The 12611-nt window shown below is 66.3% G+C and carries 11 protein-coding genes; 4 read left to right on the plus strand and 7 right to left on the minus strand.

Translation table 11 applies throughout. The features are described 5' to 3' along the window. Positions 1–9: 9 nt before the first annotated feature. The 3 genes from HQQ79_RS18030 to HQQ79_RS18040 all read right to left on the minus strand — a co-directional run bounded on the left by HQQ79_RS18030 (position 10) and on the right by HQQ79_RS18040 (position 3306). Positions 10–873 (minus strand): nucleotidyl transferase AbiEii/AbiGii toxin family protein, encoded by an 864-nt coding sequence (locus HQQ79_RS18030; protein WP_173036158.1) that lies wholly within the window; start codon positions 871–873, stop codon positions 10–12. Continuing rightward, on the minus strand, positions 870–1181 hold the full coding sequence (locus HQQ79_RS18035) for a transcriptional regulator (protein ID WP_173036159.1): 312 nt from the start codon (positions 1179–1181) through the stop codon (positions 870–872). Before HQQ79_RS18035 ends, HQQ79_RS18030 begins: the two co-directional genes overlap by 4 nt. A gap of 115 nt (positions 1182–1296) precedes the next feature. Further along, positions 1297–3306, minus strand: coding sequence for an AAA family ATPase (locus HQQ79_RS18040; protein ID WP_173036161.1), 2010 nt, complete (start codon positions 3304–3306; stop codon positions 1297–1299). A 153-nt stretch (positions 3307–3459) separates the two neighbouring features. Between HQQ79_RS18040 and HQQ79_RS18045 the strand changes: the two genes are divergently transcribed. Then, entirely contained in the window at positions 3460–4164 is a 705-nt protein-coding gene (locus HQQ79_RS18045; protein ID WP_173036163.1) for a hypothetical protein, read from the plus strand. Between the two features lie 52 nt (positions 4165–4216). Here HQQ79_RS18045 and HQQ79_RS18050 read toward each other — a convergent pair whose 3' ends face one another. Together HQQ79_RS18050 and mobF are read right to left on the minus strand one after the other, a co-directional pair. Next, positions 4217–4729, minus strand: coding sequence for a hypothetical protein (locus tag HQQ79_RS18050; RefSeq protein ID WP_173036165.1), 513 nt, complete (start codon positions 4727–4729; stop codon positions 4217–4219). A 128-nt stretch (positions 4730–4857) separates the two neighbouring features. Then, positions 4858–8643 carry a MobF family relaxase gene (gene mobF / locus HQQ79_RS18055; protein ID WP_173036167.1) on the minus strand — a complete coding sequence of 1262 codons (3786 nt, stop codon included), beginning with the start codon at positions 8641–8643 and terminating at the stop codon, positions 4858–4860. A gap of 365 nt (positions 8644–9008) precedes the next feature. On the opposite strand from mobF, the gene HQQ79_RS18060 reads away from it, so the two are divergent. Next, on the plus strand, positions 9009–9497 hold the full coding sequence (locus HQQ79_RS18060) for a hypothetical protein (RefSeq protein ID WP_173036169.1): 489 nt from the start codon (positions 9009–9011) through the stop codon (positions 9495–9497). Between the two features lie 59 nt (positions 9498–9556). Beyond that, positions 9557–10429, plus strand: coding sequence for a hypothetical protein (locus HQQ79_RS18065; protein WP_173036171.1), 873 nt, complete (start codon positions 9557–9559; stop codon positions 10427–10429). A gap of 437 nt (positions 10430–10866) precedes the next feature. On the opposite strand, the gene HQQ79_RS18070 is transcribed toward HQQ79_RS18065, so the two are convergent. Both HQQ79_RS18070 and HQQ79_RS18075 read right to left on the minus strand, forming a co-directional pair. Further along, the gene (locus HQQ79_RS18070; protein ID WP_173036173.1) at positions 10867–11292 is read right to left on the minus strand and encodes a hypothetical protein; all 426 of its coding nucleotides are present in this window, start codon (positions 11290–11292) and stop codon (positions 10867–10869) included. Further along, positions 11292–11552 (minus strand): glutaredoxin domain-containing protein, encoded by a 261-nt coding sequence (locus HQQ79_RS18075; protein ID WP_173036175.1) that lies wholly within the window; start codon positions 11550–11552, stop codon positions 11292–11294. Before HQQ79_RS18075 ends, HQQ79_RS18070 begins: the two co-directional genes overlap by 1 nt. 463 nt (positions 11553–12015) lie before the next feature. Here HQQ79_RS18075 and HQQ79_RS18080 point away from each other — a divergent pair, with 463 nt between their 5' ends. Then, positions 12016–12606 carry a hypothetical protein gene (locus tag HQQ79_RS18080; protein WP_173036177.1) on the plus strand — a complete coding sequence of 197 codons (591 nt, stop codon included), beginning with the start codon at positions 12016–12018 and terminating at the stop codon, positions 12604–12606. Positions 12607–12611 lie beyond the last annotated feature (5 nt).

Consider the following 12611-nt stretch of genomic DNA (forward strand, 5'->3'; position numbering starts at 1 on the left):
CACCCTGAGTCAGCGGTCTCGATCGACCTCACGACTTGGGGGTGGCGACGGGGGCACATCACGCGGCGGCGTCGACGATCCGGTGCCGGATCGCATCGGTCGTCCGTGGGCCTGCTCCCACGAGTCCCGGCGTGCCTGCACCTCGGGCTCACGGTGGCCACGGATCGCAGCGAGCGTCGTTGTCCGCGTTGCGGCCGGCAGCGACGTCGGCGCTGACGACTCGCCACCCGCGGCAAGCTCCGCCGCCCACCGCGTGGTGCGTGCCCGCATGGCCGCCGCGGCGTCGCTGTCGAGCCCGTATGCGGCAAACCGGTCATCACGGATCCGGTCGACCTGCTGCAGCTGCTGGGCGAACATCGCCCGGTCGAATCCGTCGTCACGGTCCGCGACGAGTCGCAGCAGCTCCTCGTCGGTGTACCGACCGGAGGACCGGATCGCGTCGAGGTCGATGAAGTCACGCGCCTCGAGGCGCGTGTACACAGCGTTGGTCTTGGACGCCACGGCGTCGTCCACCGATAGCACCGGGCCCACCTGCAGCCGGGCGGGTTCGGCGCCGCGCCAGTCGTAGGCGAAGTCGACGTCGACCTGGCGGCCATCCGTCGCGGTGACGTTCAGATGTGCGAAGTACTCCGCCCGTCGACGCTCTTCCACGACGTAGCCGGCGTCCGCGAGGACGGTGCTGGCCTCGGTGACGGCACGGTCGAACTCGGCTGCGTCGTAGCGGTTGGTGAACAGATCGACGTCGCGGGTGAGCCGGTCCACGATGCCGTGCTCACGGATCGCTCCCGACCCGGCGAGCACGAACCCGTGCTGATCGGCGCCGCGGAGGATCGTCTGCGCTACTTCGAACTGGAGATCGCGGTCGTCGCTCACGCGGTGAGCTCCGGGAACCGGGACTCCCAGAGGGACCGAACGCGAACGGGCAGGAGCAGCTCATCCCACGTGCGCAGCAACACGTCGCGGTTCAGCAGCGTCTCCTGCACGGCCGAAGCCCCCTCGCGAAGGATCGCCTGGTACGCCTTCGTCACGCCCGAGAGCGTGTCGAGGTCGGCATCCGGGTCGGGACCCCAGTACACGTCCAGCGGGAGCGTCAGCACGCCTGTGGAGGGTCCCTGAAGGGCACCGAGGGATGCGGGGACGTCGTAGGGCTTGATGTCCTGGTACAGGACGCGTGATTCCATCGGTTCCTCCTTCCGAGAGTTCTATTGTCCCGCGCGGGAAGACAGATCGCTAGGTTCCGGTAGCTGTGCGGGACCGCGCGTCCGAATTCAGTGTGCAGGGCCGTGGGCTTCGATCTCACAGCGCCTTGTTGACGGCGGCGACGAGCTTCTCCCACGCACCTTGCTCGGCGGCCGTGAGCGCGTCAAAGCCGTCGTCGCGGAGGTGGAGTGTGAGCGCTTTGGCGAGCTTCCATTTCGACACGTTCTTGTGCTCGGAGGTGAGGATGTCCATGACGGGCCGATGTGGCTGTGCAGCTGCCGTGCTGATGCTGTCCCAGCCAAGCTCCTTCGCCAGGGAGAGGAGGGTCTCGCGGAGGAGGTCCTCAGTTTCTGCGCCGTGACTGACACCATCGATGAAGTCACCTGCGCGGAGCACGGCTCTCTTGGGTAGCAGTGCAACGAGGGCGTCCTGGGTGGCGGCCTGATCGCCAGCAGTGTCGGAGTCGAGCAGTGCAGCGACGCTGAGGTTCTGGCCGGCGTAGATGGTGCAGAAATACGCCACCTTGCTCGCCGTGCCCGCGGGGATGATGGCGGGACTGTTGCGGAAAGTCGGCTTTCCTGCTTCTCCGGCAGCCTCGTTGAGGGCGTTGAGGTAGAACATGTCCGTAACGCCCTCGCATACAAGATTCTTCTTCTGCGCGAACATGTGCTGCGCGAGCTCGTAGCCGAGCGCTGCTTGTAGCGGGTAGATCGACCGGGGGTCATCGACCTGGAGGCGCGTGTGGACCTTCGTACCGGCTTCGCGGCTGGACATCTCAACGATCCGAACCAGATCGAGTTCGTCTGAACCGACCATGAAGGGGGAGTGGGTCGTGTAGATGATCTGGTTATCGACGCCAAGGAGGGAGACGGTCTTCCGAAACTCCTGTTGCTTCAGGGCGTGCAGGCTCAGCCCTGGCTCATCGAGGAGCAAAATCGCTCCCGCGAGATCGTCGGCGGCCTGGGCTCTGAAGACGACGAAGAAGGAGACAATCCACCGGAAGCCCTCACTGCGCTGGTCGAGTTCAACCTCGACGCCAAGGTCGTCGACGACCATGACCTTGAGGTACTGGCCGTCAGCAACGATGCGCAGCTGCACGTTGTCGTCGCCCCACACGCGGCGAATGTCCTGCGTGAGCTTCACACCGGCCGCGTTGAGTCGGTACTGCCGGTCATCGAGCTCGCGCTGGTGCTCGGTCAGTGCCTCGTCGTGCTGCTTCCGAACATCGGCGTTGGTTTCGTAACTGGAAGGCTTTACCGGGGCACCCGAGCCGAGCTCCGAGAGCTCGCGCGCTGTGAACCCAAGGAACTTCAACAGGCTCAGGTTCCCGAAGTCGTACTCGGAATCGATGTCGCCTCTTTCCTGCCGGGCGGCAAGGGACTCCAGATCGATTCGCGGACGCACAGTGAAGTAGGTGGAGTAGTAGACCAGCAGTGGCAGCCGCGACCAGATCGCACCGGTGGCCTTTTGCCACCCTCTCGCCTCCTCCGCGGCAGCTTCGAGGCGGTCCCAGCGCTCGCTCTCTGGCGAGCCTTCGGGGATGAGCGGTAGCGCGGTGTTCAGCATGGCCGTCACCGCGGCGGCGTGCGCGTTCAGATCCGCACCGGAGTCCACTGCAGTGAGTACGTCGATCTCGTCCAGAAGCGTCTGCGGGGCGCTTTGCGTAGCCAAGTACGCGCGCATACGAACGAGGTCCTTCGCGACCGCCTTCATCGAAAGCTTTTGCCCGAGGCCGTGGACCGTCCAAGTGCGGGAGCCATCGAGATACCGGTAAACAGTGATGAACGCGTCGTCGGCTACCGGTGCGAACTCGGCCGCCGCACGCCGGTCTGCATCCTCGAGGTCGAAGCGTACTTCCGCCACAGGCAGCGCGCTGGGCGCAAGTCTGCCGGTCTGAATCTCGTTCAGCTCAGCGCGCGGGTAGTCACGCAAGTAGTCGAGCTTCGGGGTATCTGGCGATGGGTTGATCGACTGCAGCGCACGCAGGACTGCCGTCTTTCCCGCTTCGTTGACGCCGACGAGGATCGTCTTGTCACGCTCGATCTGGAACAGCGTGCTGTCGCGGATCGATCGATAGTTCGTGAGCTGAGCCTGAGCGAGACGCATGCTGGTCCTTTGCTGAAGTGATCTCAGCATCGTAGGGCGCGCCGCCTCCGAGTCAACATGCAGGTTAAGCGCATCTCGGGTTTCTCGGCGCTGCCGCCGGCAAGGCCGAAAGACCGAGGTGGCGTCGTCTGTTGCCCGGCTACAGTGCCGGCCGTGGGTGTGGATGACGTGATGAAGTCGGGCAGAGCGACCGATCGGTCAACGAGGCTCGGACGTGCACAGCGCCGCGCGGAGGAAGTGGCCTTGCTCGTCGCGGGGGAGATGGGTGTGGAAGGTTTCCAAGTGGTCGTGTCGGCTTCGGATGATCCCCCGGGATCGGCGCACACGGCGCCAGAGGTCCGCCTGATCGAGGTTGCGATCAGCACGGTCGAGTACCCCGATCCGCGCGTGCTTCGGGGCACCCTTGCTCACGAGCTTGCGCATATCCGGCTCGGTGTGCCGCGGTGGCAGCGGTACGTCGGTGCGTTCGGGGTTCTTGCTGCAGCGCTGGGGGCGGCGGGCGGTTTGCTGCTGGGCAGTCTTTTCCTGGCGATCGCAGCCGCCCCACAGACGAACGTCCTGCTCGTGCACGTGGTGTGCGCGTCGTTTGGGGCGGGCGCGTTCCTTCCGACTTCTGGGCTGGTGCACCGTCAACTTCTTCAACGTTTGGAGCTTCGCTGCGACATCGAGGCTGCGCATCGCGCTGGTGATGCCTGGTTGGCGCTGGAGGGGCTGGACCCGAGCACCGAGCTGTCACCGTCGGCGCTGTTCTTCCAATCAACCCATCCGTCGGCCGACGTACGTGCTGCAGCCATTCGTCTTCACGCGAGCTACCGGCACTGCGGATGCGGTTCGACGGACCCCGCCGAGGGAAAGTAGGCCGATCCAAGCCGCTTGGGGTGCGCGTATGTGGACTCTGACATAACGGCGATTATCCGCGCAGCCATCGCCGCTGAGAAGGGGGTTCAGTAGGGGCCTTCTCGACTTCTAGGTACGCCTCGAGCCAAGCAGTCGCGATGGCTTGGGACGCGGCGTGATCGCGAGCGATGATCCAGGCGGTGAAGACCCCAGCGAGGACGGCTACGCCGATCTGAACAAGAAGTTCACCGCCGGTGTTCAGCAGGCCCTCCATGCCTCGCAGTGTTGCACTGAGCGATGTTTTTGCTTCGTCGAGCTTGCCAGCGTCGTTCAGGGCGTCGGCTCGCACTTGGGCATCGCGCGCAGCACCAACGCCGGATTGCATGAGGAAGATCGTGTACGTGCCGATGAGACTGATGAGGGCCACAAGCGCTGCGAGCCCCGCGCCGAGGACCGCCCCCGGCAAGGAGCTGCCGTACTCCGCAGCGCGTCTCCGCAGGACGGCCCGGGCTTCGGCCCGGGCCGGCTCGCTTGCGCCTCGGTATGCCGCAAGGCGCTTCTCAAAATCCCGAAGGTTCGCGTGCACGTGAGCCGGCGTTCCTGGAAAGGCTCGACGCCACCGACCCCGCCCGTGGAGCCCAGTCCCCTTCGGCTTCGAGCGCGACGCGTTCATCTGAGCAGTCTGCCTCAAGTGCTGGGTCCAGGTATGTCGACTCAGCGTTCGCGCTCGTTGTCGCGCGTCGGCACCGACGGCAGGTCTCGTCCGCTGCCGGCGTCCTTCGGACGTCCGGTCGACACCTGGCGGCCGTGGGCCTGCTCCCACGCCTCGCGACGGCGGCGGGCAGCGTCGGAGTCGCGGCCACGGATCGCGGCGAGGCGATCCTTCCGGTCCGCGGCTTGTTCGCGGAGGACCTGCGACTTGTGGGCTGCCACGATTCGCTCCTGCAGGTCCTTCCCGACGCCCTCGCCGCGGCGGACGGCGGGGATTGCGTTGTGCTCCTCGAGAAGGACGTTGTGGCGGTCGCGGAAGGTGTCGACTTCCGCGGCGAGCCGCACCCACGCCGCTCGCCGATCGGGCTCGGCGGGCACGGAGCCGAGCTGCGCTGCCCATGCGGGCTGCTCGGCGGCGATCGCTTCACCGCGCTCCGTGAGACGGGCGCGGAGGTGGTCGTGGCGTTCCTGGAGCTCGTCCCGCCATGCCTGCGGGAGGTGGGGCGAGCGGATGGGTGCCGTGTCGGCGATCCATGTCGGGACGGTGGGTTCGACATCAGGCTGTGGGTGTTCGTGCTCCCACTGCTTCGTGAGCGCGGTGATGCGCGCGCCGAGTGCGGCTGGGACGTTGTCGACGTCGTCGACGGGACGTTCGGCCCATGCCCGGTAGAACACGTCGGCGGGGTCGAGGCCTGCCCGCTCGGCGCGGCGCATCGCGGCGACGGTGACACCCCAGGTGTCCTCACCGCCGAGCCTGTTGGTGACGTCGACGCCGAGGGCCTGTTCCGCGGCCGCGGTGAACCGGATCCGGTCGGCCTGCTGGGTGAGGTCCGCGTACTGGTCGGCGAGCGTGACGATGCGGTCCGCGTCGCGCTGGGCGATGCGCAAGCTTTCGTGGGCGGTGAGGTTCGGGTCGACGTTCCCGGCGATCTTCGTCAGGACGTCGCGCATGTCCTGGCCGGGTTCGGTGATGACGGCAAAGGTGTTGCGGTGGCGGCCGCGGGTGCCGCCGACGTAGGCGGCGTTCCGGGACGTGGAGGCGTCGACCATCTGCCACATGGTGTCGCCGGTGTTGCCCTGCTCACCGTGGGTGGTGCGGGCGTAGCCGAGCTGGGTGTGCTGATTGACGTAGTCGGCGGGCAGGCGGAGCTTGCCGCCGTGGCCGGCGTGCACGACGTCGAGGGAGCCGTCGTCGTGGACACGCTTCACGGTCCACCGGTCGCCGTTCTTCACGAACTCCCGGCCGCGGTGCATGCGCTGCTTGTAGTCGTTCTTCCGAGTCACGATCCGGTCGCCGACGTGCGCGTCGAAGCCGTCCATGAGGGCTGCGCTGCGGCGACCGTGGACCTCGCCGGTGGTGAACCGGTACGCCTGCGCGCGGGCGTTGAGCTCGGCGATCTGCGCACGGGTGGGGGCGGCCATGAGTGCGTCGAGCCCCTGGTCGATGTCCTGCTGCCAGCCGTTGAAGACGTGGTCGGCCATCTTGTCCGCGTCGCCACCGACGACCCGTTGGTTGGCGAGGTGCCACGCCCACGGGTCCTTGACCGTCGGGTCACGCAGGAGGAGGGTCGCGGCCGCTTCATCGGGGTTGCTGAACCGGTGGAGCTCGTCGAGGTAGGTTGCGCCGACTTCGTGCTCGAGGAGGCGGAGCATCCCGCCTGAGGCGACGGCGTCGAGCTGCTTGTCGTCGCCGATGAACCGCACGTGCGCGCCGGTGAGTTCCGCGATGCGCACCACCTTGGCGAGGTTCACGGTGCCGGCCATGCCGGCTTCGTCGACCACGATCACGTCGCCGCGGCGGAGGTCGATGTCGCCGGTGATCGACTTCGCCTCGAGCAGCTGCTCAAGGGTGGTGCCGACGAGGAACTTGTCGAGGGTGACGGCCTTGATGCCGACGGCGTCGGACATGACCGCGGCTGCCGCGGCGGATGGAGTCAGCCCGATAATGCGGCCGCCCTCGGCTTCGATCGCACGGGCGGCGACCTTCAGTGCGGTCGTCTTCCCGGTGCCGGCGGGGCCGACACCGACCATGACCCGCACCGGGTCGCACGCGAACGCGGCGGCGAGAGCGGCCTGTCCGGCGTCGAGGTGGGCACCGTGCTCCGCCTTCGCAGCGGCGAACGTGTCGGCGCGGACGGGGCCGAGGGTGTGGTCCTTCGCGGCGTCGAGGATGATCCGCTCGGCGTCGAACACGGCCTGCGATGAGAACACCACGGCGCCCTTGGACACGTACGGGGAGGATCCGTCGCGCATCGCGACCGGCTGGAACGTGCCGTGCGCCGGCGGCGGGGTGAGGCGGATGGAGTGGCCGTCGATGACGGTCTTCGTGATGACCGCGGCGCCGGTCTTACTGTCCAAGCCCGGCATCCCGCGATGCTCGTTCACCCACTGCTCGGCGGCGATCTGGACGTTGTTGACGCCCCACGTGGATCGATCCTCGGACACCTTCGCGAGGATCGTCCGTGCGGCGTCCTCCGGGTCGAACGGAGTGTCCGGATCGGAGCTGAGCCCTCGTCCGAGGAGCGCGCCGACCTCGAGCTCTTGACGTCGGGTGCTCTTGCGGGCGGCGGTGAACCAGGTCTTTGCCACCTCAGCGACGGGGCGGATGTGCTCCTTCTTCGGCCGGGTCGCGAGGACCGCCTGTTGGGCGATCTTCCGTCGGGTGGCGCGGTCCGGGGAGCGTCCGTGGTCGCGTCGGTAGTCCCGCTCGAGGTCCGCGGCGACCTTCCGTGAGTCACGGGAACGGGTGGACGATTCGGCGATGAGGTCGTCGCTGACACCGGCAAGCTCGACCACGGGCGGGTCGCCGGCGCGGAGGACACGGGCGCGGGTGGTGGCGCCGGTGAGCTCGCAGACGTAGTCCATGACGGCACGGTTGTGGATCGCTGCGGCGGCCATCGCCTGCCGGTGCAGCAGCTTCGAATCCAGCGTCCGCCACTTCCCGTCCGAGCCAAGGACCCGGTTCGCGACGACCACGTGGTCGTGGAGTTGCGGGTCCCCGGAGCGGGAGTCGTGGTGGCGGAACTTCGTCGCGATCAGGCCGCCGTCGACGTCGAGCTGGCGGACACCGTTCACGCCGGCGCGGGTGGCGATCGCGTTCTCCTCCAGCCACGCGATCGAGTCCGCAATGGCGCGCTCCTGCGCCTGCTCAATCAGCCGCGCGGTCACGTGGTCGTCCTGGGCGATCGCCGCGGCCCACGCGATCGATACGGACTTCGGCGGGGAGAACGTCAGGTCGATCCCGGAGACGGTGTTCCGGTCCGACCGGGTCGCGGCGGTGATGAACTTCCCCAGTTCCTCACCGTCCGCAGGCGGCCGGCCGTTCGCGTCGCGGAACGCCTGGGCACCGACAGCGGTGCGCAGCTGCGAGCGTTCCGACGCGTCCGGCTCACGGTGGCGGGTGCGCTCGAAGCGGTCCTCGGCCTCCTTGATCGCGGCGGCGAGCTTCGTCGACGACGCCGACATGCGGTGCGGGGCCCGACCGAGCCGGGCGTCCTTCTCCGCGTCCTCGTAGCTCTTCCCGGCCTCCATCGACGCGGCGATCATGGCCTCCGCGTTGGGGTGGAGGCCCTCGCCGAAGAGGGCCTTCATCTGCTCCTCGGTGACCTCACCGGACATGCCGAGGAGGCCAATGCCGCCGCCGATCCACTGCCCCGGAGGATTCCCCTCGACGGTGTAGTAGTCGCCGATCTCGCGGCCCTGCGCCCGGCGGACGTCGCCGGTCGCAACCTCGGACGTGTAGTACGTGTAGCCGTCCCCCGTGGACAGCACGTGCAGGCTCATCGTCATCAGCGGACCCCCAGAGCGGGACGGTCTGCGGTGGCGAACATACGGCAAGGGTACCCAAGTCATTCATAATGCCAATGGTGTGACAGCTAGTGGACCGAAGGATGAGGGGAACTAGCACGCGAGCTATAGTGAGCGCGGATGCTGGTTGAGACCACGAAGACCTGATGCTTCGACGACTGAGGAACGAGGGAAGTCGTTACATCTGGTTGGGAGTGCGTCGAAGGCAGCATCCGAGCCAGAGCCGGGTACGGCTGTGGCTCGGATGAACACGGCCCGGCGCACGCCGGCCCGCTTCCGGCCGCTCGCGGCCGGTGCAGTAGCCGTTAGGTCGCGTGAGCGGCCAAGCACGATCGGGAGGGATCGATATGGCAGAGAACCGGAAGTCAACGACGCAGGCCGCGGCCCGGAAGGCCGCGCGTGAGCGTGCCGCCAAGCGTGCGGCCGAGTTCCGCCGGCGACAGGACCAGCTCGAAGAGCTCGCCGTCGAGTACTTCGTCGCCAGCGACGCGGTAGATGCCATCGAGGTGGCCGCGGAGCAGGAAGTCGCAAAGATTCGTGCGCGCGCAGCTGAGCGCGTCGTAGGCGAACGGGAGAAGGCTACGTCGGTGATCGCACGGATGCTCGCCACCGGCGTCACCCGTCATGAAGTGGCGGCGCGGATCGGCGTTGCCGTACGTCAGGTACCGCGGGCGAAGCCCCTCGACACCAACCGCGAGGTCGTCGACACCCATTCGGAACATGCGCGGCTGACCAGCTCGCAGGGCGCAGGTGAGCAGGAGACCGAGCACGGGACACCGGGGGACCTGCACCCGGAGCTCGCACGCGCGGCGCAGCCGGAGGCGGTGAACTCGTGACACACGACGCGCACTGTGCACGCTCGGTACTCACCCCGAAGGACAAGTGTCAGTGCGGGATGAAGAATTCCGTGGGCTGCCGTCGGGAGCTCCACGGCGTGCCGCACTCCACCCGCCTCGCCGCTTTGAACGAAACGGAACCTGTAGAACGTGCCCGGCGCGCTTCGAGCCTCGCCGTGAAGGCGCGCCAGAAGGCGAACCGGCTCGCCCCGGCGGCGGGCGAGCCGGACGCGAACCAGGAGCCATGGCAAATCGCAATAAGCGACTTCGTCGGCGCACGTGTCACTGAAGGGCTCATTGACGCGTGGACTGGCGACGACCCGCTCGGCGCGGTCAAAGTGCTGCGGTCGGTTGTGAGCGCTTCAACGAGTTCGCTCGCAGAGTCCATCGCGGACCACATAATGAACCTCGGCGCCGACGACGAGGACGAATGGCCGGAAGACACTAAGCGGCGCGTGTCGGACTGGTTCGCCGAGGAGCATGTGTTCTGTGCACTGATCGCGGGTGTGCTGCAGATCCACGACATCGGCACGGAGAAAGTGACCGAAGTCGTCGGCGACCGAATCGGGGACCTCGTCCTCGAAGCCGCGATCCCTCTGCTCGGCGATGAGGTGCCCGCCGTTGTCCGCGCTGCAATTCGCTCGGCACTTCGTGCAGCCGCCAGCGCCGCAGTCGCCGCGATCGCTAACCCGCAAACGATCATGGCGCTGCGCGTCGCCGGCGTCTGGTTGTGCCCGAACATTCCGGCGCATCCGACGGACCCGCAAGACGGTCTGGAGCCGGGCGAGAACTTGGTCGACGTGCACTGCGTGAAGAAGCTGGAATCAGCGATCTTGTCGCAGTGGATCAAGGACCAGATCGACGGCTGGGTTGCAGAGAGCGTGCCCACCGACAAGCAGCACGATCGCATCGTCGCACGGGCGGCGAGATAGCGCGCTCGGAACGCCACGCAGGTGGGGTATGTCGTCCGCCGGGCGGCACATCCCACCTGCGCAATGCGCTACTAGAGAGTCGAGGCATCCGGTCTCTGATGCCATGATCACGCACGAGGTGTAACCGCGCTCCCGGAGATCTCGCTGTGGTTAACCGACTCTGCGCGTTAGAGCCCGCTGAGTCGCAGCGCGTCGAACGGGTGGGCGCGGCTGCCGTGGCTACGGCTCGTAACTTAGCCGCGGGCTTAGCCCGGATATGAGCCCCGGCTAGGGCTAGCCGATAATATAGATTATGTCAGTATCTCGGTTTTGGCACCTGGTGTCGGGGCTGCGTGAGCACGCTGCGGGCCGCGCTCAACTTCACGCTCGTTCTTGCCGAGCGCCGGATGCGGCGAGCTCGGTCGTGGCATAGTCCGGTTCCGATCATGAAGCCCTGGTCAAGGCTCGTGGGGATCGCAATCGGTGTCGTCGACCCAGTGCAGGAGCCTAGTTGCGGCGCCTTGGTATCGGCCCTTGTTCGCGTGGATGGCGCAGTCGTGGTTGTCGTGGTCGTAGGCGGCACGGTAGTACCGGTCGGCGTCGAAGTCAGCGGCATTGAAGGCATTCCAAGCCGCGTCGACCTCCGCTTGGCGGGACTCGTACCCCCACCGCTGCCCTTGCCGGAAGATCGCCCACTCTCGCTCGGTGAACTCTCCCATCGGGATCTCGACCTCGCGGTGGTCGGCCGGTGGTGCAGCGAGTTCATCGAGGTTTGCGGGTGACGCGAACACATCAGCTACCGGCTCGGCGCTGGTCGTTGGGGCCGCGATGTCGCGCGCAAAAGTGAATCGGCGCTGATCAGCCCGTTCGAGTGTCATCGTCATCACGCGGCCGTGATCGAGGTGCAGACGGTGGCGAGCTCGCCGATCTTGTCGGGGCGGAACCCGCTCCATGAGCCGGTCTCCGTGTCGGTGACGACGATCGGGGCGTGCATTCCAAGGGTGGTCTTCCACTCGTCGATCTGTGCCTGGTCGACGTCGTCGAGGATCGCCTCGGTGTACTCGATACCGGCAGAGTCGAGGGCACGCTCGGTGGCCAGGCACATGCCGCAGAAACCAGACTTGGTGTAAACCGTGATGCTCATCGAAATCACCTTCCGAAAGATTGTGACGCACTGGGGGCCCCTCCCCCGTTGCATGCTTCTATTCTACAACTCTCGAGCCAAATCGGCACCCTTTTGTCGCACATTTCTATACCATTTTTCCGCCCGGCGGCACACCAGTTTTCAACAGATGCATCTGCATTGTTTGGCACCAAGGCATGGCATTGCCGAACGTGCGGCTGGGGTATCGATAACGGCGGAAGGGCTGGGAATCCCCGGGAGCATTGAGGCTGCTTTGCTACGCGCGGGGAGTCAACGTGAATGCAGGGCTGCGCATCTACCGCGCCATGTCATCCCGGCTCGCCGCGAAGCGGTGGTGGTTCAGCACCGACTCGAACGACTGGACCTGAGTGGAACATCACGTGATCATCACCGATCGTTTACCCATGGAAGGCGAATACGGGTGCACGCTGTTCCCGACTCATCAGTACTGAAAGGGGAGGTCATGATCCGTCGTTCACGCCGTCTCGCTCTTCTCGGTGCCCTTGCCGCCGCAGTTGCGGTGGCAGGCATCGCGCTTCCTGCAAACGCCGCGGACGTCGATGCCAACGCTGGCGGCTACACCGTCTATGTCCCCGGGGTCGATGCGAACACGAGCACCATCGGTTCAAGCTTCCTTGTGTCGCCCAACTGCGGCACCGGTGCCAAGGCAGACACTCCGCTGAAGAATTGGGACCGGAAACCTGGCACCAGCTCTGTGGCACATCTCCGGTGCGGCACGCAGGCCACGTTCGGTCTTCGTCACATCAACAAGGGTCATGGCCAGGATTGGGAGAACGTTCGGGCGAAGTACGCTCAGCCCGGAACGTGGGACTCTTTCATGGAGACCATCACTGCTGAAAACCTCATCTCACCATCCACCAAGATCACTCCGGCTGACAACAAAGATACCTACCACGGATATCTCTGTGTGCGTCAGAACAACGATGGTGAGGTGGTTCGCGCCTACGACACGATCATTCCCGTCGGGCAAGGAAACGACAACATCATCACCTCGTACTTCCTCAATGGACGTGCGAGCGACCCGCACTGCTGAGATGA

Source organism: Curtobacterium sp. VKM Ac-2852, assembly GCF_013205045.1.
GTDB lineage: Bacteria > Actinomycetota > Actinomycetes > Actinomycetales > Microbacteriaceae > Curtobacterium > Curtobacterium flaccumfaciens.

What these genes read in the sequence shown, in the direction of transcription:
- HQQ79_RS18035 (WP_173036159.1), bottom strand. Translation starts at nt 1,181, where the DNA reads ATGGAATCACGCGTCCTGTACCAGGACATCAAGCCCTACGACGTCCCC.
- HQQ79_RS18060 (WP_173036169.1), top strand. Translation starts at nt 9,009, where the DNA reads ATGGCAGAGAACCGGAAGTCAACGACGCAGGCCGCGGCCCGGAAGGCC.
- mobF (WP_173036167.1), bottom strand. Translation starts at nt 8,643, where the DNA reads ATGACGATGAGCCTGCACGTGCTGTCCACGGGGGACGGCTACACGTAC.
- HQQ79_RS18080 (WP_173036177.1), top strand. Translation starts at nt 12,016, where the DNA reads ATGATCCGTCGTTCACGCCGTCTCGCTCTTCTCGGTGCCCTTGCCGCC.
- HQQ79_RS18070 (WP_173036173.1), bottom strand. Translation starts at nt 11,292, where the DNA reads ATGACGATGACACTCGAACGGGCTGATCAGCGCCGATTCACTTTTGCG.
- HQQ79_RS18040 (WP_173036161.1), bottom strand. Translation starts at nt 3,306, where the DNA reads ATGCGTCTCGCTCAGGCTCAGCTCACGAACTATCGATCGATCCGCGAC.
- HQQ79_RS18075 (WP_173036175.1), bottom strand. Translation starts at nt 11,552, where the DNA reads ATGAGCATCACGGTTTACACCAAGTCTGGTTTCTGCGGCATGTGCCTG.
- HQQ79_RS18065 (WP_173036171.1), top strand. Translation starts at nt 9,557, where the DNA reads ATGAAGAATTCCGTGGGCTGCCGTCGGGAGCTCCACGGCGTGCCGCAC.